General features: G+C 46.5%; 23 protein-coding genes. 12 read left to right on the top strand and 11 right to left on the bottom strand.

Annotation, left to right across the window (positions count from 1 at the left end; translation table 11 throughout):
• Nucleotides 1-182: 182 nt before the first annotated feature.
• Entirely contained in the window at nucleotides 183-2,354 is a 2,172-nt protein-coding gene (gene uvrD, locus L4D09_RS12130; RefSeq protein WP_428457770.1) for a DNA helicase II, read from the top strand.
• A gap of 132 nt (nucleotides 2,355-2,486) precedes the next feature.
• Here uvrD and ggt read toward each other — a convergent pair whose 3' ends face one another.
• The 4 genes from ggt to rarD form a co-directional block, all read right to left on the bottom strand.
• Complete coding sequence (gene ggt, locus L4D09_RS12125) at nucleotides 2,487-4,274, bottom strand: gamma-glutamyltransferase (protein WP_428457769.1); 1,788 nt, start codon at nucleotides 4,272-4,274, stop codon at nucleotides 2,487-2,489.
• Nucleotides 4,275-4,401: 127 nt separating this feature from the next.
• Nucleotides 4,402-5,070 (bottom strand): LysE family translocator, encoded by a 669-nt coding sequence (locus L4D09_RS12120; protein ID WP_428457768.1) that lies wholly within the window; start codon nucleotides 5,068-5,070, stop codon nucleotides 4,402-4,404.
• 87 nt (nucleotides 5,071-5,157) lie between these two features.
• Nucleotides 5,158-5,949: a helix-turn-helix domain-containing protein gene (locus tag L4D09_RS12115; RefSeq protein WP_428457767.1), complete on the bottom strand. Its 792-nt coding sequence runs from the start codon at nucleotides 5,947-5,949 to the stop codon at nucleotides 5,158-5,160.
• A 127-nt stretch (nucleotides 5,950-6,076) separates the two neighbouring features.
• Nucleotides 6,077-6,988 (bottom strand): EamA family transporter RarD, encoded by a 912-nt coding sequence (rarD, locus tag L4D09_RS12110; protein ID WP_428457766.1) that lies wholly within the window; start codon nucleotides 6,986-6,988, stop codon nucleotides 6,077-6,079.
• Between the two features lie 264 nt (nucleotides 6,989-7,252).
• Here rarD and recQ point away from each other — a divergent pair, with 264 nt between their 5' ends.
• The 4 genes from recQ to L4D09_RS12090 all read left to right on the top strand — a co-directional run bounded on the left by recQ (nucleotide 7,253) and on the right by L4D09_RS12090 (nucleotide 11,084).
• On the top strand, nucleotides 7,253-9,097 hold the full coding sequence (recQ, locus tag L4D09_RS12105; RefSeq protein WP_428457765.1) for an ATP-dependent DNA helicase RecQ: 1,845 nt from the start codon (nucleotides 7,253-7,255) through the stop codon (nucleotides 9,095-9,097).
• A gap of 304 nt (nucleotides 9,098-9,401) precedes the next feature.
• A complete protein-coding gene (locus L4D09_RS12100) occupies nucleotides 9,402-9,719 on the top strand; it encodes a DUF3630 family protein (protein WP_428457764.1) in 318 nt (105 codons plus the stop codon).
• 109 nt (nucleotides 9,720-9,828) lie between these two features.
• Nucleotides 9,829-10,524, top strand: coding sequence for a 7-cyano-7-deazaguanine/7-aminomethyl-7-deazaguanine transporter (locus L4D09_RS12095; protein ID WP_428457763.1), 696 nt, complete (start codon nucleotides 9,829-9,831; stop codon nucleotides 10,522-10,524).
• A 107-nt stretch (nucleotides 10,525-10,631) separates the two neighbouring features.
• Complete coding sequence (locus L4D09_RS12090) at nucleotides 10,632-11,084, top strand: GNAT family N-acetyltransferase (protein ID WP_428457762.1); 453 nt, start codon at nucleotides 10,632-10,634, stop codon at nucleotides 11,082-11,084.
• Between the two features lie 226 nt (nucleotides 11,085-11,310).
• On the opposite strand, the gene elbB is transcribed toward L4D09_RS12090, so the two are convergent.
• Entirely contained in the window at nucleotides 11,311-11,961 is a 651-nt protein-coding gene (gene elbB / locus L4D09_RS12085) for an isoprenoid biosynthesis glyoxalase ElbB (protein WP_428457761.1), read from the bottom strand.
• A gap of 324 nt (nucleotides 11,962-12,285) precedes the next feature.
• Here elbB and polA point away from each other — a divergent pair, with 324 nt between their 5' ends.
• Both polA and spfP read left to right on the top strand, forming a co-directional pair.
• Complete coding sequence (polA, locus tag L4D09_RS12080) at nucleotides 12,286-15,057, top strand: DNA polymerase I (RefSeq protein WP_428457760.1); 2,772 nt, start codon at nucleotides 12,286-12,288, stop codon at nucleotides 15,055-15,057.
• A gap of 177 nt (nucleotides 15,058-15,234) precedes the next feature.
• On the top strand, nucleotides 15,235-15,282 hold the full coding sequence (gene spfP / locus L4D09_RS28890; protein WP_438616993.1) for a small protein SpfP: 48 nt from the start codon (nucleotides 15,235-15,237) through the stop codon (nucleotides 15,280-15,282).
• Between the two features lie 724 nt (nucleotides 15,283-16,006).
• Here spfP and yihA read toward each other — a convergent pair.
• A complete protein-coding gene (gene yihA, locus L4D09_RS12075) occupies nucleotides 16,007-16,666 on the bottom strand; it encodes a ribosome biogenesis GTP-binding protein YihA/YsxC (protein WP_428457759.1) in 660 nt (219 codons plus the stop codon).
• Nucleotides 16,667-16,823: 157 nt separating this feature from the next.
• Here yihA and L4D09_RS12070 point away from each other — a divergent pair, with 157 nt between their 5' ends.
• The 5 genes from L4D09_RS12070 to hemN all read left to right on the top strand — a co-directional run bounded on the left by L4D09_RS12070 (nucleotide 16,824) and on the right by hemN (nucleotide 21,598).
• A complete protein-coding gene (locus L4D09_RS12070) occupies nucleotides 16,824-17,441 on the top strand; it encodes a c-type cytochrome (protein WP_428457758.1) in 618 nt (205 codons plus the stop codon).
• Between the two features lie 947 nt (nucleotides 17,442-18,388).
• Complete coding sequence (locus tag L4D09_RS12065) at nucleotides 18,389-19,030, top strand: class I SAM-dependent methyltransferase (protein ID WP_428457757.1); 642 nt, start codon at nucleotides 18,389-18,391, stop codon at nucleotides 19,028-19,030.
• Nucleotides 19,030-19,569, top strand: coding sequence for a Der GTPase-activating protein YihI (yihI, locus tag L4D09_RS12060; protein WP_428457756.1), 540 nt, complete (start codon nucleotides 19,030-19,032; stop codon nucleotides 19,567-19,569). Before L4D09_RS12065 ends, yihI begins: the two co-directional genes overlap by 1 nt.
• A gap of 3 nt (nucleotides 19,570-19,572) precedes the next feature.
• A complete protein-coding gene (locus L4D09_RS12055; protein WP_428457755.1) occupies nucleotides 19,573-20,064 on the top strand; it encodes a DUF2489 domain-containing protein in 492 nt (163 codons plus the stop codon).
• Between the two features lie 160 nt (nucleotides 20,065-20,224).
• Nucleotides 20,225-21,598 (top strand): oxygen-independent coproporphyrinogen III oxidase, encoded by a 1,374-nt coding sequence (gene hemN, locus L4D09_RS12050; protein ID WP_428457754.1) that lies wholly within the window; start codon nucleotides 20,225-20,227, stop codon nucleotides 21,596-21,598.
• 93 nt (nucleotides 21,599-21,691) lie between these two features.
• Here the strand turns inward: hemN and L4D09_RS12045 are convergent, their stop codons facing one another.
• The 5 genes from L4D09_RS12045 to L4D09_RS12025 form a co-directional block, all read right to left on the bottom strand.
• Nucleotides 21,692-21,820, bottom strand: coding sequence for a hypothetical protein (locus L4D09_RS12045; RefSeq protein WP_428457753.1), 129 nt, complete (start codon nucleotides 21,818-21,820; stop codon nucleotides 21,692-21,694).
• Between the two features lie 193 nt (nucleotides 21,821-22,013).
• The gene (gene add, locus L4D09_RS12040) at nucleotides 22,014-23,015 is read right to left on the bottom strand and encodes an adenosine deaminase (RefSeq protein ID WP_428457752.1); all 1,002 of its coding nucleotides are present in this window, start codon (nucleotides 23,013-23,015) and stop codon (nucleotides 22,014-22,016) included.
• A 147-nt stretch (nucleotides 23,016-23,162) separates the two neighbouring features.
• Nucleotides 23,163-24,572: a nitrogen regulation protein NR(I) gene (gene glnG, locus L4D09_RS12035; RefSeq protein ID WP_428457751.1), complete on the bottom strand. Its 1,410-nt coding sequence runs from the start codon at nucleotides 24,570-24,572 to the stop codon at nucleotides 23,163-23,165.
• 55 nt (nucleotides 24,573-24,627) lie between these two features.
• The gene (glnL, locus tag L4D09_RS12030; protein WP_428457750.1) at nucleotides 24,628-25,677 is read right to left on the bottom strand and encodes a nitrogen regulation protein NR(II); all 1,050 of its coding nucleotides are present in this window, start codon (nucleotides 25,675-25,677) and stop codon (nucleotides 24,628-24,630) included.
• Between the two features lie 121 nt (nucleotides 25,678-25,798).
• Entirely contained in the window at nucleotides 25,799-26,356 is a 558-nt protein-coding gene (locus L4D09_RS12025; RefSeq protein ID WP_428457749.1) for a DUF4124 domain-containing protein, read from the bottom strand.
• Nucleotides 26,357-26,452 lie beyond the last annotated feature (96 nt).

Raw genomic sequence — 26,452 nt, 5'->3', positions numbered from 1 at the left:
AGAACAAATTTATTTGTCAGTAGATTTATAAGGTGAAAAATTAACCAATTGAAAGCATGTCAGGCTATTGATAACTATGTGAATAAGCAGCTGATCGCGACCGAGATATAGGCTTCATCTCGCATCTGACGCGAGTTTGTGGTTATAATCGATACCATTGTATAAATAACCAGTAGATAGCGATGGACGTTTCACTCCTGTTAGATGGCCTTAATGACAAGCAACGAGAGGCGGTGGCTGCGCCGTTGGGAAATCACCTAGTTCTAGCGGGAGCTGGAAGTGGCAAGACACGCGTCTTGGTGCATCGTATTGCTTGGTTGATGACGATTGAGCAGGCGTCGCCTTATTCAATTATGTCGGTGACGTTTACCAACAAAGCAGCAGCAGAAATGCGTGGTCGAATCAATGAACTGATGCACGGCTCATCCGCAGGCATGTGGAATGGTACCTTCCATGGTTTATGTCACCGTATGCTACGCGCCCATTACCTTGATGCGAAACTGCCTGAAGATTTCAATATTCTCGATTCCGATGATCAAATGCGTTTGTTACGCCGCTTGATCAAAGCGCAAAACCTTGATGAAAAGCAATGGCCTGCACGCCAGGCGGTGTGGTATATCAACGGTAAGAAAGATGAGGGTTTGCGCCCGCAGCACATCGACACTTTTAATGATCCTGTTGAGCAAACTTGGTTGCGTCTTTATACCGCTTACCAAGAAGCCTGTGATCGTGCCGGCTTGGTCGATTTTGCTGAGTTACTCCTTCGTGCTTTCGAGCTATTAAAAAGCAGCAAGCATATTCGGGAGCATTACCAAGCACGGTTTAAACATATCTTGGTCGACGAATTTCAAGATACCAACAACATTCAGTTTGCTTGGTTGCGTATGATGGCGGGACCTGACTGTAACGTTATGATCGTGGGGGATGATGACCAATCTATTTACGGTTGGCGTGGAGCAAAGGTAGAGAATATCCAACGCTTCCTCAATGACTTCAAAGATGCCTCTTCCATCTTTCTTGAGCAGAACTATCGTTCGACCGGCAATATCCTGAAAGCGGCCAATGAACTGATCGCCAACAACAATGAGCGCATGGGTAAGAACCTATGGACTGATGGCGCAGAAGGTGAGTTGATTTCAATTTATTCGGCGTTTAATGAGTTGGATGAAGCGCGTTTTGTTGTTGGAAAAATCAAAGAGTGGCGCGACAAAGGCGGGGCGTTAAGTGATTCGGCGATGTTGTACCGTAGTAATGCCCAATCACGCGTGTTGGAAGAGGCGTTAATTCAAGAGGGAATGCCATACCGTATTTATGGTGGCATGCGCTTCTTCGAACGTCAGGAAATCAAAGATTCACTGTCTTATATGCGTTTGATTGCTAATCGTAACGATGATGCTTCGTTTGAACGGGTTGTGAATACGCCAACACGAGGTATGGGGGATCGTACGCTAGACACCATTCGTATGGCTGCCCGTGATCGTGGTGCCACGATGTGGCAAGCCAGTATTGCCTTGCTGGAAGAGCAAGTATTAGCTGGCCGAGCGGCTAACTCATTACGTCGCTTTATTGAATTGATCAATGCGCTTGAGGATGACACCCGTGATTTGCCGTTGTATCAGCAAACGGATGAAGTGATCCGCAATTCTGGCCTGCGAAGCATGTATGAGCAGGAAAAAGGCGAGAAAGCGCAAGCCCGAGTCGAAAACTTGGAAGAACTGGTGACGGCAACTCGCCAGTTCGAAGTACCGGAAGAAGCGGAAGAAATGAGCCCGCTATCGGCCTTCTTGTCGCATGCCGCCTTAGAGGCCGGAGAAGGTCAAGCCGATGAATTTCAAGACGCAGTGCAACTGATGACGATGCACAGTGCTAAAGGTTTGGAATTCCCAATGGTGTTTATGGTCGGGGTTGAAGAAGGGATGTTCCCTAGCTCACGTACCACCGAAGAAGTCGGTCGTTTGGAAGAAGAGCGCCGTCTGTGTTACGTGGGGATGACCCGTGCGATGCAGAAGCTATACATTTCTTACGCTGAGATGCGCCGCTTATACGGTAAAGATAACTTCCATAAACCGTCACGCTTTATTCGTGAAATTCCAGAACAGCATGTTGAAGAAGTGCGGATGAAGGCGAAAGTGTCTCGCCCAGCCAGCAGTGGCCGCTTTAGCCAAACACAGGTGAATGACAACTTCAATCAAACCGGATTTAGCTTGGGTCAACGTGTCCAACATCCGAAGTTTGGTGAGGGTACCATCATTAACTTTGAAGGTAGCGGCGCACAAAGCCGAGTACAGGTTGCATTCAATGGTGAGGGTATCAAGTGGTTGGTTACTCAATACGCCAAGCTTGATCCGATGTAACAGCGGTCAATGAACCCATAACCCATAACCAATAACCAATAACCAATAACAAATAACAAGCCCGTGAGTCGCTTTGCTCACGGGCTTGTTTTTTATATGTGCCTTTGGCTCATTAAGGCTTACTGCGTGGTCTTAGTGGGCGATTACTTTTCCTTCCCGACGGGGATCGGCAGCACCTTTCAATGATTTTCCGTCCATGCTGATCGCCTGCACACCAGAGTTCAGCGGTTTGATCTGGGTGTTAAAGCCTAGTGCTTCCAATTTTGGCGCCCATTCTTCAGCGGTCGTGCCTTGTTCGAGCTCAAAGCTGCCAAAGCGATTATTCATATTCGGCAGGTTGATCGCTTGTTGTAAGTCCAAGTTCCAGTCGAGGTAGCCAACCAGTGTCTTTGCGACATAGCCGATGATCTGGCTGCCGCCGGGTGAGCCAATTGCGAGATAGGGTTTATTCTCTTTCATTACGATAGTCGGTGCCATCGATGAACGCGGGCGCTTACCTGGTTCAATACGGTTGGCAATAGGCAGGCCGTTATTGTGGCTGCGAAAAGAGAAGTCCGTTAGTTCATTGTTGAGTAAAAAGCCGCGTACCATTAAACGAGAACCAAAACCGTTTTCGATAGTGGTGGTGATAGAAATAACGTTGCGATCTCTATCAACAATCGAAAAATGGCTGGTGGAAGGGAGCTCTATCGATTCATCCATCGCGAAGCGCATGGCATGTTGCCAAGCGGGTTGGCCTGCAGAAACCGTGGTGAGTGCCTTGTCGGTATTTAACAGTGTTGCGCGTTGTTCTATATAATCGTTAGCCAACAAGCCCTCTGTTGGCATCGGGACATAATCGCTATCTGCCATATAGTGGCCACGATCAGCAAACGCAAGGCGCGATGCATCGCCCAGTAAACGCCAGCTATCTGGGTTGTTTGGTCCCATTTCAGCAAGTGGATAATGGTTGAGCATGCCCATAATTTGCCCGAGGGTGAGGGCGCCAGAGCTTGGTGGCCCCATGCCGCAGACCTCATACTTTCGATAAGGCGCACATACCGCAGGCCGTTCTTTGACTTGGTAGATGGCGAGATCCATCGCACTCAATACCCCGGGGTTATCAGGTGCTTTTCGCACGGTATTAACGATGTCTTTGGCGATGTCACCGGTATAAAACGCACTGGCACCTCGTTCGGCGATCCGGCTCAGTGTATCGGCATACTCAGGGTTTTTAAGCTGTTGGCCTGCTTGAATAGGAGCGCCATCAGCATTGAAGAAGTAGCTGCGCGTTGCGCTGAAACGCTGGAGGTGCTCTTGATCCTGCTTAACTAACTCTGCTAAGCGCGGACTCACGGTGAACCCCTCCTTGGCAAGCGCGATGGCGGGTTCGAATAACTTACGCCAAGCGAGTTTGCCGTGACGTTGATGGGTATGCCACATCAATCGAACCGTACCCGGAGTGCCAACCGATCGGCCGCCAACAACGGCATCAAAAAAGTTAAGCGGTTCGCCTTTTTTATCTTGAAACAGTAAGGGAGTGACAGCAAGAGGGGCTGTTTCTCGACCATCAAATGTCGTAAGCGCCTTCTTTTTATTGTCCCAGTAAACTAAAAATGCCCCACCGCCAATGCCTGATGATTGGGGTTCGGTTAACCCGAGGACAAGCTGTACTGCCACCATGGCATCAATGGCGTTACCACCTTGGCGGAGAATTTCTGCACCAGCTTCACTGGCATAGGGGTTGGCAGATGCCACCATCCACTCTTTACCTGTGACAAGTTCCTGCTGGTTGAGTCCAGTTGCGGCCTCTGGCGCGAGTTGATCTGCCGCTTGTTGTGATTCTGACTGTGAGTCTAGTTGTGAAAGTTCGGCAATGGCAGGAAAAGCAAATAGGGAGCAGGCCAGAACGGTGTTCCGGCCAATATGATTCCATTCCATGTGTTGTCCTTGGGATACCTAATGTTGGGTGATCACTAGCCTAAGAGTGGAATGAAATTGTGTCTAATTATTGGGTGTTTTTTGTGCTCTGAGTCAACTCTCGCTTTGATAATAGTGACTTTTAGCTTTAGCCATGCAGTACAAGGTTACCCAAAATTAGGCTACCAATGGTGGCGAAGAGCAGGCCGCAGGTTGCGTCTATCGCGGGTGTCCAACGTTGCAGTTTTTGTTGCAAGCGTTCACCGGTTAACAGCCAAGCCAGCATGGCAAACCACAAGAAAGATGATAGCCAAAGTAGCCCGATAGCCGAGGCTTTTCCGCTTATCGACATGCCTGCAGGCACCAGTGTTGAGAGCAAGCTAATGAAAAAGACAAAGGCCTTCGGATTCAAAATATTGGTGGTGAACCCCTTGAGCAATGCTTGCTTGCGGCTAGCGATTACGTGCTTGGCTGGTTCACTGTCAGCTACGTGAGGCTGTTGGGGATGGCAGCGTTGTTGCCAATGTTGCCATGTACCTTTTAGGGCACCAATACCGAGCCATAACAGGTAGCAGCCACCTGCGGCTTGCAAGATAGAAAACAGTACTGGCTGCTGTTGGATCAACAGACTGGCGCCGGTCAGGCTGAGAATCGAATGCAATAAGATCCCGAGCGATAAGCCAAGGGCAATCATCATTCCTGTCTTGCGTCCATAGAGACCGGCATTTTGTACCACGAGGGCAAAATCAGGCCCTGGACTCATTAGGGCAATGACATGGACGGTCAGTAATGTCAGAAGGGGAGTGATTTCGTTCATGGTTCTACTTTTTCTACTGGGGGGAATAACGGGCTAGGATGCCTGAGTTGAGGTGGGGATGCTTGTAAAAAATTAATAGTCAGTGGGTTATTTTATTTCTGACGGCGCCACGCCGAATGCTTGTTGAAATGCCCGAGTAAAATGTGCCTGATCGTAAAAGCCGACATGATAGGCAACATCGGTGCCAGTACACCCTGATTTTAACAAGGCCATAGCCTGCTCAAGTCGAAGCCTTGCCAGCCAAGCATAGGGAGTCATCCCTGTTGCCTTTTTAAACTGGCGTAACAGTTGAGATGGGCTGAGATCACATAGGGCAGCTAAGTGGTCGAGATTGATTTTTTGGTCGAGGTTTGCCATAAGATAGTCGCGAAGTTGGCCGAGATCTTTATTGCCAAGAGCAACAACTTGCTGCGGGCGGATCTGGCTGTAACGGCCGATGAGTTGAGAAAAGTACTCGATCGGCATGCAGTCTTTGGCAAGTTGGGGATAGAGAGGATCGCTCAGTAATGTATGTAACTGGCTGAGCTGAGTAAACAGCGGCTTGTCAGTCACATTATGCTGAGGGAAAAAGACTTGGCTGTTTATTGAAAGCTCTTCGGCCTGATGGTCGAGCCAAGCTGGCGTTATGCTGAAGACTTTTACGGTATAGCCCTGCCGCTCGGGCTGACCATCGTGAATTTCACCGGGAGGCATGATCACAAGCTGGCCTGCGCCCGCATGGTGGCTTGCACCATTGAAATAATATTGTTGTTGCCCTGACGTTATTAATCCCAGATGGTAATCGAGATGGTAGTGCCGTTTGAAGTTAAAGCTTTGGTAATGGGCGTCAATTAGGTTGATGTCATCGATGCCGGATTTACGATGGCTGATTGTATTCATCCTGATCCCCGGGATAGACAGGTGCCGATGGTGCTGAGCACGGGTAAATTGAAGCGAGATGATGAGTAGAACATAACGGATGAGGAGCGACTTGTAAAAAAATGACAGGCCGCTCCAATGTTCGGAGCTAGCTTACGCGAGCTTCACGCTTATTTTTACGGTGGCCTTTGAAGCCATCAATACTAAACAGTACCAGTGCCGCCCAAATAAATGCAAAGGTATAGCCTTTATCAGAGGTAAAGCTTTCATCATAAATGGTAACCGCAAGCAAAAACATAAGGCTTGGGCCAATGTATTGGAAGAAACCAAGAGTGGATAACCGAAGCTTGGTCGCCGCACCTGTAAAGCAAAGTAGTGGTACAGTTGTGACGATCCCTGCCGCGATTAGCAAGAGGTTAGTCGACATTGGGTTTGTCGCCCAATTGGCGGTTGGGCTGTCTGCGATAAACAACACATAAATAGCGGCCACTGGCAGCAAAATACAGGTTTCCATAAAGAGACCGGTGACAGCATCCAGATTGATCTTCTTGCGCAGTAGGCCATAAAGACCAAAACTGGAGGCTAATGCGAGTGCGATAATGGGTAACGAACCAAACTGGATTAATTGCACCGCGACACCGCAACCAGCTAATGCGACAGCCACCCACTGTAGTGGGCGTAATCTTTCCCCGAGAAACAATAGGCCAAGGACAACATTAAACAAAGGGTTGATGTAATAGCCTAAACTGGCATCAAGCATATAGTTATTGTTGACTGCCCAAATAAAAATCAGCCAGTTAGTACCGACTAAAAGCGAAGTGACTGTCAGCATGAGTAGCACTTTGGGTTTGTTTAATATCGCCCTTACGTTGCCCCACTTTTTACTGACCATAATCATGATAGTCAGAAAAAAGAATGACCATATCACGCGGTTACTCAATATTTCAAAAGCACTAACATGTTGAAGCGATTTGAAATAAATAGGGGCAATACCCCACAAAGTATATGCAGCCAACGCGAGAATCACGCCGCGTTGGGTTTGTTTGCTTTGTTCGTCCATTGGTACCTAAGCTGTTATGCAAGATGGGGGAGAATGAAGTGAAGCCGTGAACCTGCTCACTATGCAGGGGCAGTATAAATCGTGTTCGATCCCAATACTATTGTCTTTTTACTCATCATTTAGAGCCAGCAACCGCTGGCCTTCGACGACCGCAAGCGTTCCCATTGGTGATCTGATTGTTATAGAATAGCCAGCCTTATGGATTCCCATGCTTTCGTTCTTTGATTGCTTAGGGGGAAATACATCTAGCCAAAGAGTTGAATTATGCCAACCAGTGATGCATGCCAGTTAGAAAGCCCAATCGCCAGTGAACAGGTATTGCAGGATGTGTTTGGTTATCAGACATTTAGACTTGGCCAGCAGTCAGTTATCGATGCTGTGGCTGAAGGGCAAGATTGTTTGGTGATAATGCCGACAGGGGGAGGCAAGTCGCTGTGCTACCAGATCCCGGCTTTGCTACGTGATGGTTTAACCCTGGTGGTCTCGCCGCTGATTTCCCTCATGAAAGATCAGGTTGATCAATTATTGGCAAATGGCGTTGCTGCCGGTTGTATTAATTCGACTATGTCACGGGATGAAGTACTCGCCACGTTTCAGGCGATGGAGCAAGGGCAGATCAAGCTCGTCTATGTGTCACCAGAGCGTGTCATGGGGCGTGATTTTATGGATCGCCTATTATCGATGCCACTGAGTTTACTGGCCGTCGATGAAGCTCACTGTATTTCACAGTGGGGTCATGACTTTCGGCCTGAATATGCGGCTCTAGGTTCGCTTAAGCAGCATTTCCCTAATTTACCGGTGATGGCATTAACCGCAACAGCTGATGAAACCACTCGACACGATATCATCAACCGCTTGGCGTTGGTTGATCATTACGAGCACCTAGGCAGCTTTGACCGGCCCAATATCCGCTATACCTTGCAAGAAAAATATAAACCGATGGCGCAGCTAAACCGCTATTTGTCAGCGATGCATGGTCAGTGCGGTATCGTGTATTGCAATAGTCGTAAGCGGGTTGAGCAAATAACGGAAAGCCTGTGCAAAAGCGGGATCCGCGCTGCGGCTTACCATGCAGGCCTTGAGCATGATGAAAGAGCGCGAGTGCAAGAAGGCTTTCAGCGCGATGATATTCATATCGTGGTGGCCACAGTCGCCTTTGGCATGGGGATCAACAAACCCAATGTGCGTTTTGTTGTGCACTATGACATTCCGCGCAACATTGAATCTTATTATCAGGAAACGGGGCGAGCCGGGCGTGATGGTTTACCCGCTGAAGCCGTGATGCTTTATGACCCATCAGATCTAGCATGGCTAAGGCGTTGCCTTGATGAAAAAGAAGAGGGCGCGCAGAAGCAGATAGAAAGCCATAAGCTGAATGCGATGGGGGCCTTTGCTGAAGCACAGACGTGTCGCCGTCAGGTACTCTTAAATTATTTTGGTGAGCACCGCGATGAGCCATGTGGCAACTGTGATATCTGCCTCGATCCACCGAAGCGTTTTGAAGCATTGGAAGTTTCGCAAAAAGCGTTATCGTGTGTTTATCGAGTGAATCAAAATTTTGGTATTAACCATGTGGTTGAAGTACTACGCGGGATGCAAAATCAGCGCGTGCGTGAATATGGGCATGATCAGTTGACAACATATGGCATTGGTCGCGAACACAGCCATGAGTTTTGGGTGAGTATTTTACGTCAGCTTATTCATCGCGGCTTTTTGACGCAAAGTATCGTGCGTAGCTCTACCTTGCAGTTGACGGAAAAAGCGAGAGCGATCTTACGCGGTGAGCAAAGTTTAGAGCTCGCCGTTCCTCGGTTAGATATAACGGCTCGAAGTGCTAAAAACGATAAACTGGCAAACCGCCAGTATGATAAGAAGTTGTTTGCTAAATTACGTAAGCTACGTAAAGCCATTGCTGATGAAGAAGACTTGCCACCTTACGTCGTATTTAATGATGCGAGTTTAATGGAAATGGCGGAGTCACTACCAACTTCTGCGGGAGAAATGCTGGCTATAAACGGAGTGGGTCATCGTAAGCTAGAGAAGTTCGGTGATGTCTTTATGGGGGTGATACAAGATCATCTCACGGCTGGTGAGGAAGCACTGTACTAGCTGAGTAAACGCGCAGTCGAAAGCTGCGGGATAAAAAAAACCGGACTATCCGAGTCCGGTATTAAAAGCGGCTTAGAGACATACTGGTATGTTCTGCTCGCTAAAAAACAGCTTGCGTATTTGGTGAGAATGTTAAATTCACCTGTTGCCTGTCTTTGCAAGAGGCTACGCCCCTAACAGACAACAGGGTCATAAAACCACGAACTGGCAGCCATGACCATAGGCTCTTTATTGCTTGATACGCATAGCAACACTTGGTTACAGGAAAGTCGCCATCCTACTTATTTGAAAAAGGAATCCCTTCATGTCTAGCCCCAATTTATTCTTCTGCCGACAACTCGATTTAGCACACCGCCTGCTTGAAATCACTGGACCTACGTTTGATTTTGATAGTTTTTCCGATATTGCCGAGCAACTGTTAAAGCAACTTGATATCACGGTGCGGGAAAAAGAGTTAAATGCCGACCTTCATGTTTGGTTGGTTGACTTTGAAGGCTGTCGAATGATGTTAAAAGGCGAGCACTATTCTGGTCAGTTATGGCTTGAAGGCTTGGACAGTGAAGCTGGAGAGACGCTCAGCTATCTTGCACAACTGTTAGGAAAGCCTGCAGTTATACGCTAGGAAAATAGGCTGATTTCTGTATAATCCCGCCTTCGGTTGCTGCTGCTGGCGTGAGAGCGAGTAGCAGTGTTTTGGGTTCCCTCTCCCCCAATGACAAAAAGGTCAGACAATGACGACTTCTCAATTTACTTTAGCGCAGCAGCGCAAAGCCCTATCTTTTCTTGTGGTATTCCATTTGGTGATTATTGCTTCCAGTAATTATCTGGTGCAGTTGCCGTTTACTATCTTTGGTATGCACACAACGTGGGGGGCATTTACCTTCCCGTTTATCTTCTTGGCTACGGATCTTACTGTACGTATCTTTGGTGCGACCATGGCACGCAAGATCATTCTGCACGTGATGGCCCCATCGCTCGCGATATCTTACATACTATCGGTACTGTTCTTCCAAGGTGAATTTCAGGGTGTGTCGCACTTAGCTGAGTTTAATGTATTTGTTGCTAGGATTGCCGCTGCGAGCTTTATGGCTTATCTATTAGGCCAAATAATGGATGTGTCAGTGTTTAATCGGTTACGCCAAAACAAGCGCTGGTGGATTGCACCGAGTTGCTCCACTTTGTTTGGTAACGCTTTAGATACCCTGGCATTTTTTGCGATTGCATTTTATAACAGCCCCGATCCGTTTATGGCTGAAAACTGGGTAGAAATTGCCTTGGTCGATTATGGATTTAAGCTGTTAATCAGCCTTGGTTTGTTTGTGCCAATGTACGGTGTGTTGCTGAACCATTTAACCCGAAGGCTGACAGAAGTGCGCAAGCCCGCAGTGAGTGGCATCAAAACCGAGCATGATGGCGTGAGAACTTAATGCTTGTTGTATAATCATGAATAAACAAAGGCCGACGATAAGTCGGCTTTTTGTATTTGAACCCTTCGAGCTTTATTGGTTTATGTCGAGATCAAGAGGAAGCAAACATGAAAGTGCGTGAGGCTTCAATTGAAGAGGCCGTTGAAGTGTTAGCCAAAATTCGTGAATTTGCCTACCCCGCAGATTATGCCGCTATCGTGGCTCGAACGGCGGGTAAGTCAGCTTGTATTTTGGTGGCAGAGCAAGATGGCGAATGTCTCGGTGTCAAAATTGGTTATCGCCTGTCTAGTACCTGCTTCTATAGTTGGCTCGGCGGTGTTGCACCAGCCGGTCGCCGTCGCGGTGTTGCGCAGGTACTGCTTGAAGCTCAGGAATGCTGGGCTGTCAATCAAGGTTATCAAGAGCTAAGGGTAAAATCACGCAATCGCTTTTCAGCCATGCTCCGTCTGCTATTACGTAATGGTTATCAGATTGAGCATATGGAAAAGAAAGACGGTATCGATGACTACCGGTTGCATTTTGTGAAGCAGCTAACAGCAAATGACAACTATTCGCAATAAAGAGCTTGCATCTTAAATGAGAATGGTTATTATTAACTTGCACTCAGCGAGAAAGAGAGCCAAAGCTTTTCTCGTTTGAAGGCACGACATTGCTCACATTGCTTCCAGTGTACTTCAGCTAGGGTTTCGCTTTCGGTGTAGGGCTGAAAAGTGTAACTACTTCTGCTGAGCGGCTGCTACTTCCTACTTTAATAAGGTAAGTAGCGCCGCTTTTTCTTTATCTGCACTAAGCGATTTTCACTAATTCTTTTACCAATTTATTTATCCCGCTTGCTGCCTCCGAAATACTACCAGCCAACATATAGGCTGGTGTGGTCAATAGACGGCGTTTTTGGTCGAGTACGAAATCATTGACCGGACACTCAATATGCTCTCCCCCCATGTCATTAAATGCTTTTGCGGTGTCTGGATCGTTTCCTATCGTGGCTTTTGCACCAGAGCCATAGATCTGCGGGATCAGTGCTGGTGCAATACATAAATAGCCAGCAGGCTTATCTTCATTAGCAAACTTTTGGCAAACCCGCTTAACCTCAGGGTTTACCGCACACTTGCTGCCAGCGAAGGCAAAATCCGATAAATTTTTGGCGGCACCAAACCCACCGGGCAAAAGCAGTGCATCGTAGTCTGCTGTGTCGAGGTTCGCGACATCATCAATATTGCCACGCGCGATACGTGCAGCTTCGATCAACACATTGCGAGACTCATCCATTGCTTCACCTGTAAGGTGATTAATGACGTGGTGCTGCTCAATGCTAGGCGCGAAACAATGCCAGCTAGCCCCTTCTTGCTCGATGGCATGAAGGGCAAGTACCGCTTCGTGGATTTCTGAGCCGTCAAACACACCTGACCCGCTTAAAATAACCGCAATTTTCTTCATAATGGCTTCCTTTATCGTCGAAATTGTCTATTTTTACTCTCAGTTAATCTTATTTCAGATCGGTCTGTTAACTTTTTCCACAATTAATGATCATGGAAGGATCGCTGGTGGCTGTTGATCCTTGTTGTTATCTGCTTGTTTATAAAGGTATTATTTGGTTTTTTGGTGCAAATCTTAAAAATTGATCAATGCTTTTAATTTAAGTACTAACAAACTTATCCACAGATCAAGGGGGGTGGAAGTAAAACAGCAGTTAACAGTTGATAGCAGTCATGGCATCCTAGTGGGCTAACTCTTTCATCCCCCGGATATAAGAATATCTTTATGGCAACTATCCCTGAAAATCCACTCATCTTGATTGATGGATCATCTTATCTGTATCGTGCCTATCATGCTGCGCCTAACTTCACTAATTCTGATGGTGAGCCAACAGGTGCGGTGTATGGTGTTGTAAATATGCTTCGTAGCCTGTTACGTCAGTTTTCGACGGAACATATTGCGGTGATCTTTGATGCAAAAGGTAAAACATTCCGTGACGACATGTATCCGGAATACAAAGCCAATCGCCCGCCGATGCCTGATGATCTTCGAAGCCAAATCGAACCATTACACGCGGTGATCAAAGCGATGGGGTTGCCGTTGATCTCTATTTCTGGGGTAGAAGCGGATGATGTTATTGGTACATTAGCGACCCAAGCATCGCAAGCCGATATGCCGGTATTGATCAGTACGGGTGATAAAGACATGGCTCAGCTGGTTGATCGTAACGTTACTTTGATCAACACCATGACCGATGTCGTGATGGATCCTGCTGGTGTTGTGGATAAGTTTGGTATTGGCCCTGAGTTGATCATCGACTTCCTTGCCTTGATGGGGGATAAAGTGGATAACATTCCGGGCGTGCCTGGGGTGGGAGAGAAGACAGCCAAAGCGCTATTAACCGGGATCGGTGGACTGGATGCCTTGTATGACAGCCTTGATGACATTCCAGCGCTTGGCTTCCGTGGCTCAAAAACGATGCCAAAGAAACTGCTTGATAATAAAGAGGCGGCTTATTTATCGTATGAACTTGCGACCATTAAGCTCGACGTTGAATTAGATGTCACTCCCGATCAGTTAGTGAAGCAAACCCCTGATACCGATGAGCTCACCAAGCTCTTTGGCAAGTTGCAATTCCGTCGCTGGTTATCTGAGATGCTGGACGGCAGTGATGGCAAAATTGTTGCAGATGAGGCCTCGGCATCAGCTTCACAAGCACCGAAAGTAGTCGCGCCTGTTATTGACCGCAGTGGTTATGAAACCGTATTGACTGAAGAAGACTTTGAAGCATGGTTAGCGACATTGCACTCGGCAGACGTTGTTGCATTTGATACTGAAACCGATGGTTTGGACTATATGACAGCGAACTTAGTTGGCGTATCGTTTGCTGTTGAAGAAGGGAAAGCGGCATATGTACCTGTTGCGCATGACTACCTTGATGCGCCTGTACAATTGGACCGTGATTGGGTGTTAGCGAAGTTGAAACCGCTGTTGGAAGATCCAGCTCAAGATAAAGTGGGTCAAAACTTGAAGTTTGATGCCAGTATCCTAGCGCGTTACGACATTGACATGAAAGGGATCCGTTTTGACACCATGCTTGAATCATACGTCTTTAATAGTGTGGTTGGCCGTCATGACATGGATAGCTTGTCATTACGTTACCTCGAGCACAAAACAATTAGCTTTGAAGAGATTGCGGGTAAAGGTAAGAAGCAGCTAACCTTTAACCAGATTGATTTAGAGCAAGCAGGGCCATACGCGGCTGAAGATGCGGATATTACTTTACGCCTGCATAATATGCTGATCGAAAAAGTTAATGCCGATGTTAAGCTTAAATCGGTATTTGAAGAGATTGAAATGCCACTGGTACCCGCTCTTTCTCGTATCGAACGTACAGGTGTACTGATTGATAGCATGAAGTTGGGTGCGCAATCGTCTGAAATTGCAGTGCGTTTAGATGAACTCGAACGTAAAGCGTTTGAAATTGCGGGCGAAGAGTTCAACTTAAGCTCTCCGAAACAGTTACAGGCGATTCTATTTGAAAAAATGGGGCTGCCAGTATTGAAGAAAACACCGTCAGGTGCTGCGTCTACCAATGAAGAAGTATTACAAGAGCTTGCCTTAGACTACCCATTACCGAAACTTATTTTGGAATATCGTAGCCTAGCGAAATTAAAGTCGACCTATACCGATAAGTTACCAAAAATGGTAAACCCTGCATCGGGTCGAGTACATACCTCTTACCATCAAGCTGTAACAGCAACGGGGCGTTTATCATCAAGCGATCCAAACTTGCAGAATATTCCCGTGCGCAATGAAGAGGGCCGACGTATCCGCCAAGCCTTTATTGCGCCGACTGGATATAAAATTTTAGCGGTCGATTACTCTCAGGTTGAATTACGGATCATGGCACACTTGTCTGGTGATGAAGCTTTGCTTAATGCCTTCCGTGATGGCAAAGATATCCATGCTGCGACTGCAGCTGAGATTTTAGGCCTTCCCCTTGAGTCAGTATCAAGTGAACAGCGTCGCCGTGCTAAAGCCATTAACTTTGGTCTTATCTATGGTATGAGTGCCTTTGGTTTGGCAAAGCAGCTGGACATGGGACGCAATGAAGCACAAGACTATATGAATGTGTATTTTGAGCGCTATCCAGGGGTGCTTGAATACATGGAAAATACCCGTAGCCAAGCGAGCGAGCAAGGCTATGTTGAGACGTTATTTGGCCGCCGTTTGCATTTACCTGATATTAAATCACGTAACGGAATACGTCGTAAGGCGGCTGAACGTGCCGCGATTAATGCCCCGATGCAAGGCACGGCCGCAGATATTATCAAGCGTGCAATGATCTTAGTGGATGAATGGGTAGAACAACAGCCAGAAGGTCGCGTACGTTTATTAATGCAAGTACATGACGAACTTGTATTCGAAGTACAAGAATCCGAGGTTGAATTAGTTTCTGTCGAAGTTCGACAGCTGATGGAGTCTGCTGCAGAACTTGATGTACCTCTTATTGCTGATGCTGGCATGGGTGATAACTGGGATGAAGCTCACTAATCACCAGCATTAACACTAAATAGCCAGCCAATGCTGGCTATTTTTTTATGAAAATTAAATTATAAAAGAGTTACAGCTAATAGAATTTACTTACGTAATTGTGAAAAAAAACTACAAAAACACTTTTCAAATCTGAGCAATTGATATACAGTTATCTGCGTAGGGTACAGAGGTAAGATGTTCTATCTTTCAGACCTTTTGTTTCACGTTATTGGATTTGGCTGATTTAGCCGCCCTGGTCTTTTGGCCGGGGCGTTTTTTATTGTGGCAAGGAAAAAATTCATTTGTGCGAATATCCCCCCCTATTTACCCATTAATCTTCTTATTTTATGGACTTTTCGGTCTATCCTATTTGCGCATTGTTAAATTCTTATACAGCATTCATTAATATTGTACAGATTACCTTCCATTCAATTAAGTCTAAAATTAGAGTAATTACTTTAATTGTATCTTGTGGATCGGTATAATAGTCTCTGCTTCTTGTTCATATTTGTTTTTGATAGCGGGTTAAAGACCGGCTCGTCAACACATCCATGAAATAGCCACTCTCATATTGGGGGTGGCTTTTTTTTTGCCTAAGTGTTTTTAAAGCTGTAATTTTATTCCAAAAAAAGAAGTGTCATTCTTATCATTTCGCGTGTTAATTAATATCTAAAAATAACTATCGATGAAATTTATATTTACAGTGTAATATCCTGAATTTACATTCGTAAACTAGTGCTGATAGGTTTTATTACTGATGCGGGAAGAGGCAAAACTAGGATAAAAAACTTGCTTTGATTATCGAAATCATTAATTATTTTTGAACAAAAATAAAAACCTCCTATTTCTCTCCCATTGCCCCATCTTGATGGTGGGGAATTTTTATCACGAATGCTGTAACTAAATTGAAGGTGTAAAAAAGGCCCCATAAAGGAGCCTATAATTAGTGCGTTAAACAGAGGAGGGATTACTCACCTTCGTCGGTCTGTTCATCTTGCTCAAGCAGTGCCATTTGACGCTCGAGTTCAGGTGCAAACCATTCATCGAGTTTACGACGAACCTGATCAACCCCAATACCTTTCAATGATGAAAAGGCTTCTACCTGCACATCACCACCAAAACCCTGTGACATTTCACGAATTTGGAGTAGTTGCTTTTTGCGCGCGCCACTCTTTAGCTTATCGGCCTTGGTAAGTAGCACCAACACAGGTAGGCGGCTTTCTACTGCCCAGCTCACCATTTGCTGATCCAGATCTTTCATTGGGTGGCGAATATCCATCAGTACCACTAACCCCTGAAGGCATTCGCGTTTTTGCAAATACTCACCCAGTGACTTCTGCCACTTGATTTTCAGTTCCAAGGGCACTTGAGCAAAACCATAGCCCGGTAAATCGATAAGGTTACAACCGTTGACGACCTCAAACATGTTAATAAGTTGAGTACGTCCAGGTGTTTTCGATGTACGAGCAAGGCCTTTTTGATCTGTTATGCGATTCAGCGCACTTGACTTACCTGCATTGGAGCGGCCAGCAAATGCGATCTCAACGCCGATGTCGTTTGGCAAGTGTCGGATATCGGGTGCACTTGTGATAAATCCTGTGTTTCTATAGTTGAGAGGTTGATTCACTGTTAACTCCGTCAAGTCTTGATGTAGTCGACTGATTACTTTTATGTGAAATTGTGTAAAATGTACGAAAACATGCTTAGTTAATGGTCGCATTGTATACCATGTTTCTGAGCATTACTTGTGGTACTGGAAGCTCTATAATTATAAACGGAATGTCATGAAGAAATTAGCACTGATTTTGACTCTTCTGGCCAGTTGCTCAGCCTGGGCTCAGGGAGATGCAGAAGCCGGAAAGATGAAAGCCGCAACATGTGCCGCCTGCCATGGGGCAGATGGTAATAGCATAATGGCGCAATACCCTAAAATTGCTGGTCAGCACGCAGGGTATCTTGAGAAACAGCTTAAAGACTTTAAGCTCGCCATGAGTACTGGTGGCGCTCAAGGACGTAATGATCCAGTCATGGGCGGTATGTCGATGCCATTAACCGAGCAAGATATGGCAGACTTAGCTGCTTACTATGCGTCATTACCGGTATCCGAAAACACCACAGCAGAATCTTCAATCGAGGTTGCCGAAACATTATACCGCTTTGGTGATGCCGAGCGTGGTGTAACTGCGTGTACAGCATGTCACGGCCCGCGTGGTAACGGTACAAGCTTGTCGGGTTTCCCGAAGATTTCTGGGCAGAATGCTGAATATATTCAATTGCAGCTTGAAAAATTCCGCGACGGCCAACGTACCAACGATATGAATTCAATGATGCGTGCGGTTGCCGCAAAATTGTCTGATGATGAAATTAACGCACTGTCTCAGTATGTAGGCGGTTTGCACTGATCTTACAGTCTGACTTCCAGTCATTAGTGACAGAAAGGTAGCTTCGGCTGCCTTTTTTATTGTTGAGCATAAGGCCTCAACGATTCTATCGTCTTATCTGCGATTCTCCCTCCTTATAGCAGTGTGTTCTCGCTAATCTGAAAGTAAATGACAGTTTCTACTAGTGTATTCGTCAATCACTAAAGGGACTGTGCGAGATCAGCTATAGATAATGGTCGATGATGATGAAAGGTAATAGGGGATGATTCTTTACTTGTTGTTAGAACAGTCACTTACCTTCAATGAAAGGAACTTTCACTTATTTATCTGTTTTCACCTAATTGTATCAACCTTATAACCGCGTAAAGTATGCGTTGTCGACACGGAGTGCGACACAGGAATGGATAGCGCTAGGATGGCTAAGCAGGACGTTTAAAGGATCACAGGATGTCTGACAGGGTGTCAGGATGCTCGCAAGGTGCGTAAGGATTGCCAGGGCGGCACTTACGGAAAAGATGGAATCGCAGACTAAGGATAGTGTGCTCACACGGATGGTGAATTAGTTACTGGTTAGTAACATGCGAATGGATAGCCGACATGGGATTGTCGAGTTAACAAGGACACGTTCACGGACGGAAATAATTCATCAGGACGATGAAGAACAACAAGTTGGCACGGAAAGCAAAAATAACAAAAGGATATTGTCAGACCAGGACGTTATAACTGGTTAAGGACAGACTAGACAGGTTTATGCCAGCAATGGCAACCCCATAGAGCGACAAGTTTTTACTTGTCGCTTTTTTCTTATATTCCAGCTTTTAAATTCCCATTATCTTGATGTTGAACGCGGCACTTTCCTTTTACAGCGACTGCTGCGAAAGTGCACACTTCTCCAGCAAATCTGCTATTATACCCGGCTTCATTAAGGCCGAGACTGCTATTTGGCTTGATTCAGGGGTCGAAATACTATGTATCATTGTCCACTATGTCATTGTGAAGAGACGGGAATCTTTCATCAAGATAAACGAAGAAAGTATTTCCGTTGTGGGGAATGTGCATTAATTTTTGCTGATCCCAACGCACTATTGATGCCAATAGAAGAAAAAACGGTCTATGAACAGCATCAGAATAATCCAGCCGATGAAGGTTACCGCCGTTTTTTAAATCGCGTAGCGGCACCGTTAATGGCACATTTCGGCTCAACGCCGTTGCAAGGGCTGGATTTTGGTTGTGGCCCAGGCCCAACCTTATCGGTAATGTTCGAAGAGGCCGGTCACCAGATGGCCGTATATGATCCATACTTTGCTAATAACCCTGAGGTATTGGCAAGGCAGTATGACTTTGTCACTTGTACAGAAGCCATTGAACACTTTTATACGCCTGCAAAGGAGTGGGGGCTGCTACTGAGTATAATCAAACCTGGCGGCTGGCTAGGTGTGATGACGAAGCTAGCGACGAACGCCGATGCCTTTGGGCAGTGGTACTATAAAAACGATCCAACCCATGTAAGCTTTTTTAGCCGCGAGACGTTCCAATATTTGGCTCGTAGAGATAGCCTGGACGTCGAGTTTGTTGGGAATGATGTAATTTTGCTGAGGAAGACCCAGTAATGACCCGTAAGAAAAGAAGCCGTACTCCTGGATCTATCGGTCCAGAAGCCGTAGTAAACAAGAGCACATCACAACTTGATCTTGATGCTCAAAAACGTAAGAAAGATAAAAAGCGTAAAGGCTTGAAATCAGGCAGCCGTCACTCTGAAGTAAAATTGGAAGACGCTCGTTCTGCTGCTAAGCGTAAAGACCCACGCCATGGTAGCAAAAAGCCTGTGCCTTTGATTATTGAGCCTAAGAAGCCAATGACCAAGAAAGAGCGTCGCTTAACTGCAGAGCAAGAGCTAGCAATGCTAGAGAATGATGGTCAGTTAATGATCTTGCTTGACCGTATTGAAGCGGGTGAGAAGCTAGGTTCAGGTCTGCAGAAGCAAGTTGATACGAAACTCGATCGCATTGAGCAGCTTATGAGCCAGCTCGGCCTGCTTGAAGAAGATGAGCCAGAGATCGAAGTGAAAGAACGCTCGAAGCCAGCATCTGATGACGATCTACTCGACAAGTTTGAAAACATGGGCTTTGACGATTTCGACAAGGAGTAACCCTTGCAGAATATGACGCTTTGGCTAGGGTTGGCCGGTAGCATTATTGCTGTCTTGGCGACCTATGCTGGTTACCTACTGTTTAAACTGCACCGCCAAAATCAGCGCCATAAGGCGTTTTTAGCACGAGCAGAAAAGCAGCAGGCCGAGGGGATCAGGCAGCGTAATGCGAATATCATGGAAAGCGTGATGATCATTGCCGAGGCAGGCAAGCAAGATCAGTGTGACATGTCTGAACTTTCCATTCGTTTATATAAATTGATGGAAGTACTTCAGGGCGATAAGCACATTGACTTTGCCCTGCAATATCCGGCTATGCATGAACTTTACCAAGTGGTAAAAGAGATGCCACGTGGTGATGCACGTAAAACGCTGGAAAAGAAAGAGCGCATGAAGCTTGATCTTATTCGCATGAAAGCAGAAGCACGTCTGCAGGATACGATTAAAGCGGAATTAGAAGTTATTCTGGCTCAAAAAAATGCCATGGCTTCTTAATTAACATGCTAATCCCTTGCCTATACTGATGTTAGGCAAGGGAATTTCTGATCAGGTTAGCAGTTCGGCCATTCCTAATACGTAATTTATCTACATCTTTATCGAGTTATGGCAAACTCGGTGGTTCGCAATTCCCCCATATGAAAAGTGGAAATAAGTCATGTCAAATGAGCAGATTATTTGGGATCAGGCCCTAATAGAAAAGTATAACTATTCTGGCCCTCGCTATACCTCATACCCAACCGCCCTTGAGTTTCACGAAGCCTTTACCTCGGCGGAATTTGATATGGCTTGTGCTCAATACCCTGAGCGTAAACTTTCTCTCTATGTCCATATCCCGTTTTGTCACAAGCTTTGTTATTACTGTGGGTGTAATAAAATCATTACTCGCCATCAGCATAAAGCCGATCAGTACTTGGATGCGCTAGAACAAGAGATCCGCCAACGTGCCACCTTATTAGGTGATCGCGAGGTGAGTCAATTGCATTGGGGAGGCGGTACACCGACCTTTTTAACCAAACCACAAGTTAGTCGCTTGATGGATTTGCTACGAAGCCAGTTTAACTTTGCTGCTGACGCAGAGATCAGTATTGAAGTGGATCCGCGTGAAATTGAGCTGGATATGCTGGATCACCTACGTAGCGAAGGCTTTAACCGCCTGAGTATCGGTGTTCAAGATTTCAATAAAGAAGTACAAAAGCTGGTTAATCGCGAGCAAGATGAAGAATTCATTTTTGCAATGGCTAAGCGTGCCAATGAGTTGGGCTTCCGTTCGACCAATCTGGATTTAATTTATGGTCTGCCAAAACAGACTCAAGCGTTGTTTGCTGACACGCTAAACCAAGTGTTGGCTATGCGTCCAGGCCGTTTATCGATTTTCAATTACGCTCATATGCCGAAGCTATTTGCTGCCCAGCGTAAAATTAATGAAGCCGATTTACCGCAAGCAAACGAAAAACTGGCTATTTTGCAAGATACCATTGCGACCTTGACGGGAGCGGGCTATCAGTTCATTGGCATGGATCACTTTGCACTGCCCGACGATGAATTGGCGATTGCACAACGAAGTGGCGTATTGCACCGTAATTTCCAAGGCTATACCACGCAGGGTGATTGCGATTTATTAGGCCTAGGTGTGTCAGCTATTTCAATGATTGGCGATTGTTACGCGCAGAACCAAAAAGAGCTGAAACACTATTATGCCAATGTTGATGAAAAGCGTGAAGCATTGTGGCGTGGCGTCTCACTTGATAGCGATGACTTACTTCGCCGTGAAGTGATTAAGGCTTTAATTTGTAATTTCCAACTAGATAAAAAAGATATTGAACAGCGGTTTGATATCGATTTCGATAGCTATTTTGCCGAAGACATTGAGCTGCTACAGACCTTCATTAACGATGAGCTAGTAACGATTGATGAAAGTAGCATTTATGTTGAGTTAAAAGGGCGTTTGTTGATCCGTAATATTTGCATGTGCTTTGATAAGTACTTGCGTGATCGTGCCCGTCAGCAGCAGTTCTCTCGTGTGATTTAATGCCGTTATCTCTTTAGATAATTATATTGATTGCAATAAAAAGCCCCCGCGACCTGAGTCGTGGGGGCTTTTTTGATTCAGTGGTCGATGCTATCAACCATTGAACATATTCACCGCGGCAATTAGCGCCAGAATACCTGCGGCAAAATGGCCTGGACCATTGGCTGCAAGTTCACTGACGGCAGGTATTGCCACGCTGAATGAAAAGAGACTTTCCAGCATGGTGGGTTTCCCACTTTTTCTTGGTGTTTTGCGGTATGTCGCGTGCGCTTCGATAACCAAAGCCTGGCGGCGGGTTACGAACTATTTCAGGTCAGGCCTGAGGTTGGCGGTATTTTACGCAAAAAAGGTCGTAATGGAATGGTTTTAGAGTAAAAAATATCCATTCGACCTTATTTGTTAGGTAAGTGATTGATTATCGATTAGCTACTTTTGCTTTTAGTGCTAGCTTGTCACTATCAGACAAGAATGCCAACTCAAGGCCATTGATTTGCGCTTGACGAATTTGCACTTGGCTCAGGCCTGCTTTCGGTGCTGCTACCTCATACTCGTGGGGTAGTTCAATTCCTTCCACTGCCGGATCGTCGGTATTTAGGCAAGCAAGAATGCCATGGTCAAGGAATTGCTTAACCGGATGGGTATCGAATGAGGCCACGGTACTGGTCTGGATATTGGATGTCAGGCATGACTCAATACCAATTTTATTCGCTGCTAGGTAGTCCATCAGCTTAGGATCATGGATTGCCTTAACACCATGGCCAATACGTACTGCGCCTAAGTCATGGATAGCCTGCCACATACTTTCAGGGCCAGCAGCTTCACCAGCGTGGACTGTTACTTGCAATCCGGCATCGCGTACTTGCTTGAAGTGAGAGACAAACTGTTCGCCGGGCTGGCCGAGCTCATCACCCGCCAAATCAATCGCGACAAGATGATCTTTTTGGCTAAGCAGCCCATCCAATTCTTGTTGGCAAGCATCGATACCGAAGGTACGGCTTAAGATACCGATAAGGTTTGCCTGTACCCCAAAATCACGACAACCAGCCTGTACCCCATCGACAACAGCCTCAACCACACCAGCAACGGGTAGGTTGTGTTTCATCGCCATGTAATAAGGTGAAAAGCGCAACTCGGCGTAGTCGATTTGTGCGTTAAGCGCATCTTCGACGTTTTCATAAGCAACGCGGCGACAAGCATCGAGATCACCTAATACGGCGACGCCCCAATCAAGCTTTGATAGAAAAGCGACCAGGCTCGGCTCAGCTTCAACAATTTGGACATGAGGGCGCAGTGATTCAATGTCAGTTGCAGGCAGGGCCATGCCAAACTGCTGGCCAAGCTCAAGAATGGTCTGAATGCGAATGTTACCGTCAAGGTGACGGTGAAGATCGGTTAAGGGAAGTTGCTTAGTAATCATCGTTATCGGTATCCCATAAAAAACTGGTACGCCAGTATACGCAAGTAAAGATTTACAATCATTATAGATAGTTTGCGATATTGTCGATGGAGGAAGAAACTCTGTTTATGCTAACGGATCCTGTTGAGTTCTTCCTCCTGCTGGGCATTACGCGATATTCAGTTCTTTGAGCTTACGGGTGAGGGTATTTCGTCCCCAGCCTAATAGCCTTGCGGCTTCTTGCTTATGGCCATGAGTATGCTCAAGCGCGGCTTCAAGTAAGATTTTTTCAAATTCCGGTAAAGCTTCACCTAATAAATTTTGATGGCCTTGTTGTAAGTTTTCTTTAGCCCAACGCGATAACGTGTGGTGCCAATGTTGAGAGTCATCACTCTCGCCCTGCGGCGATGGGGGAGCCATCAGCTCCGGAGGGAGATCTGCGGGGAGTACTTCATTACCACTTGCCATTACGGTTAACCAACGGCAAGTATTTTCAAGTTGGCGAACATTCCCCGGCCAGTCCAATGTACTGAGCACCGCTTCCGTATCTGGATGAAGCGTTTTTACTTCTACTGCCAGTTCATCTGAAGCGCACTGTAAAAAGTGGCGAGTCAGTTGTGGGATGTCTTGGCGGCGATCTTTGAGGGCGGGTAAATGCACGCGAATGACATTGAGGCGATGAAATAAGTCCTCCCTGAAATCCCCTTTACTGACCAAGCGTTCAAGATCTTGGTGGGTTGCTGCGATGATACGTACATCGACGTTCACCGGGGAATGCCCACCGACTCGGTAGAATTGGCCATCCGCAAGTACCCTTAAAAGCCGAGTCTGGATATCTAATGGCATATCACCGATTTCATCAAGAAACAGTGTGCCGCCGTTTGCTTGTTCGAAACGGCCTTGACGTACATTATTGGCTCCGGTGAATGCCCCTTTCTCATGGCCAAAAAGTTCGGATTCAATCAAGTCTTTGGGGATCGCAGCCATATTTAGGGCGATAAACTCTTTGCTGCTGCGTGGGCTGTGGCGGTGAAGCGCATGGGCCACCAATTCTTTACCGGTGCCTGACTCACCATTGATTAGTACAGATATAGATGAACGTGACAGGCGGCCAATCGCGCGGAATACCTCCTGCATCGCTGGTGCCTCACCAATGATTTCGGGAGCATTAGTTTCGGTTGCCTCGGGCTGTTGCTGACGCTTTTGTTCTTGGCTGTGGGTCACGGCACGTTCGACAAGATTGACGGCTTCGTCAATATCGAACGGTTTCGGCAGGTACTCAAATGCACCTTCTTGATAGGCATTGACCGCCGCATCGAGATCAGAATGCGCCGTCATGATGATCACCGGAAGGGTCGGGTAATCACTTTGTAGGGTTTTGAGCAGTGTCAGGCCATCCATGCCTGGCATACGAATGTCTGAAACCAGTACATCAGGTACGCTGCGCTCTAATGCCTCGATAACGCTATCAGCATTGGCAAAGGTTTCACATTTTAGTCCGGCGGCATTAAGGGTACGCTCCAGTACCCAGCGAATTGAGCTGTCGTCATCAACGACCCAGATTAGTCCTTTGCTCATAGTGATTCCTCTTTATTTAGCCAGTGCCTATCGCAATGGGAGTGGCTGTTTTTCGTTATTTTATCGGTAGATACAAGCTGAACTTGGTGTGTCCTGGCCAGCTGATGACTTCTATTTTTCCGCGATGTTGGTCGACAAGGTTTTGGGCAATGGATAAGCCAAGCCCCGTGCCGCCTTCTCGTCCGGTAACCATGGGGTAAAACAAGGTGTCTTGAATATCGCGGGGGATCCCTGGGCCATCGTCAATGATGTCGATTTTTGCGACAACCCGATAACGCTTGCCATGGATCAGTGTTTGATGTGCAGTACGGGTACGCAATGTGATATTGCCGCCCTGATGCTGCTGCAGTGCCAACGAAGCATTACTGACAATATTAAGGATGGCTTGCTCAAGTTGGTCAGGATCCATCAAGAAGTCGGGCAGGCTAGGGTCATAATCGCGATGTAGCGTAATGTTATCACCACAATCAATGCTAACCAGTTGGCGCACCTTTTCTAATACGATGTGAATATTATCTTCTTGGCGAGCTCCTGGGCGTTGTGGGCCGAGTAAGCGATCGACTAAGTTACGTAAACGATCGGCCTGTTCGATGATCATTTGCGTGTATTCGGTATAGCTTGGGTCGGGCAGCGTTTTTTCCAGCAGTTGCGCCGCTCCTCTTAAGCCTCCCAAGGGGTTTTTAATCTCATGGGCTAAGCCTCGAACGAGTTCCTTAGCGGCCTGCTGTTGGGCGTGCTGGCTAAGCTCTTGGCTGATCCGCCGTTGTTGGTCGATGGGTTTGAGCTCAAGTAAAATCAATAATTCTTTTTGCCACGATACTGGGCTCGCGTTGAGCTCCAGCGTATGGTGGCGGCCATCAATAACAAAGGTGACATCACTATCTGCTAGGCCCTGACCACTGTGTAAGGTTGCTTGAACCAGCCCTAAATCGAGTGACGTGTGCTGAAGCAGTTCAGGAAAGTGGGTGTTGTTGAGCCGTCGTTTGCTAAAAGACAGTAACTGCTCAGCCGCAGGATTGACGTAACGGATCGACAGCTCTTCATCGAGCAGTACAATCGCAGTCACTAGGTTATCCAAAATCAGTGGAGAAAATTCAGCCGTCACAATAACTATCCTTGTCAGTTCAATTCATTTTGGTGCATTGAACAGGGTGTGCACCATATTGGTGCAATCAAGTGTAGCCTGTCTACTGGGTGCCGTGAAAGGAAATCTTTTGCTATGCCAGTTATTTGGGCATTGGCGCAGGTGCTTTCTGATGTTTAACCGTTGCACGGTGTAGGAAGACAGTTACTGTTTCTGATGATGCAATAACCTTGCCGTATTTTAGCAACTGGCTTTGTAGGGTGTGACTGCCCCTATCGAGATTAGAGAGTTGCCACTGCTGTTGAGTTTGAGGTTTGCCATAGGGCTTGCCATTGAGCAGAAGTTGTACGGTATGGCCTTGATTTAACTTACGGCTAGCATGGGCACGTACACTGATATTTCCTTCATTGTTTCGCAGGGTTTGCTGGTGGGTTGGTGAGAGCAGCTTTATGGTGGCTGCCGGTAACGCGAGTTCGGGACTATCCGTTGTGGCTTCTTGGTGCAGTGTGGGTGGGGGTGTTTTTGGAGGCGGTGTTTGGACTTTGGGAACTTTCAAAATGAGCTCTGTTGCACCGGTTTGGGGCTGATCGCTGAAATGGATTTTACCGTCTTCATCTTCCCATGTGTAAATAGGTTCAGCCTGGACGGTGAAACAGGTTGTCCAAACAGTGACGAGCGAGAGTAAATAAAGGCATTTCATAAGTTCGATTCTGAATGAGGGGAAGACAGAATGCCATTGTTTGCTGCCTGTTAATAAGCCGCAATATGAAAAAGGCCAGCTTGTGAAGCTGGCCTA

Origin of the sequence: Photobacterium makurazakiensis, assembly GCF_050336715.1 — a bacterium.
In the GTDB taxonomy this organism is placed as follows: Bacteria; Pseudomonadota; Gammaproteobacteria; order Enterobacterales; family Vibrionaceae; genus Photobacterium; species Photobacterium makurazakiensis.
This window is presented reverse-complemented; position numbering and strand designations above follow the sequence as displayed.

Coding starts and splice junctions, on each gene's coding strand:
- uvrD (WP_428457770.1), top strand. CDS start 183: ATGGACGTTTCACTCCTGTTAGATGGCCTTAATGACAAGCAACGAGAG.
- ggt (WP_428457769.1), bottom strand. CDS start 4,274: ATGGAATGGAATCATATTGGCCGGAACACCGTTCTGGCCTGCTCCCTA.
- L4D09_RS12120 (WP_428457768.1), bottom strand. CDS start 5,070: ATGAACGAAATCACTCCCCTTCTGACATTACTGACCGTCCATGTCATT.
- L4D09_RS12115 (WP_428457767.1), bottom strand. CDS start 5,949: ATGAATACAATCAGCCATCGTAAATCCGGCATCGATGACATCAACCTA.
- rarD (WP_428457766.1), bottom strand. CDS start 6,988: ATGGACGAACAAAGCAAACAAACCCAACGCGGCGTGATTCTCGCGTTG.
- recQ (WP_428457765.1), top strand. CDS start 7,253: ATGCCAACCAGTGATGCATGCCAGTTAGAAAGCCCAATCGCCAGTGAA.
- L4D09_RS12100 (WP_428457764.1), top strand. CDS start 9,402: ATGTCTAGCCCCAATTTATTCTTCTGCCGACAACTCGATTTAGCACAC.
- L4D09_RS12095 (WP_428457763.1), top strand. CDS start 9,829: ATGACGACTTCTCAATTTACTTTAGCGCAGCAGCGCAAAGCCCTATCT.
- L4D09_RS12090 (WP_428457762.1), top strand. CDS start 10,632: ATGAAAGTGCGTGAGGCTTCAATTGAAGAGGCCGTTGAAGTGTTAGCC.
- elbB (WP_428457761.1), bottom strand. CDS start 11,961: ATGAAGAAAATTGCGGTTATTTTAAGCGGGTCAGGTGTGTTTGACGGC.
- polA (WP_428457760.1), top strand. CDS start 12,286: ATGGCAACTATCCCTGAAAATCCACTCATCTTGATTGATGGATCATCT.
- L4D09_RS12070 (WP_428457758.1), top strand. CDS start 16,824: ATGAAGAAATTAGCACTGATTTTGACTCTTCTGGCCAGTTGCTCAGCC.
- L4D09_RS12065 (WP_428457757.1), top strand. CDS start 18,389: ATGTATCATTGTCCACTATGTCATTGTGAAGAGACGGGAATCTTTCAT.
- yihI (WP_428457756.1), top strand. CDS start 19,030: ATGACCCGTAAGAAAAGAAGCCGTACTCCTGGATCTATCGGTCCAGAA.
- hemN (WP_428457754.1), top strand. CDS start 20,225: ATGTCAAATGAGCAGATTATTTGGGATCAGGCCCTAATAGAAAAGTAT.
- L4D09_RS12045 (WP_428457753.1), bottom strand. CDS start 21,820: ATGCTGGAAAGTCTCTTTTCATTCAGCGTGGCAATACCTGCCGTCAGT.
- add (WP_428457752.1), bottom strand. CDS start 23,015: ATGATTACTAAGCAACTTCCCTTAACCGATCTTCACCGTCACCTTGAC.
- glnG (WP_428457751.1), bottom strand. CDS start 24,572: ATGAGCAAAGGACTAATCTGGGTCGTTGATGACGACAGCTCAATTCGC.
- L4D09_RS12025 (WP_428457749.1), bottom strand. CDS start 26,356: ATGAAATGCCTTTATTTACTCTCGCTCGTCACTGTTTGGACAACCTGT.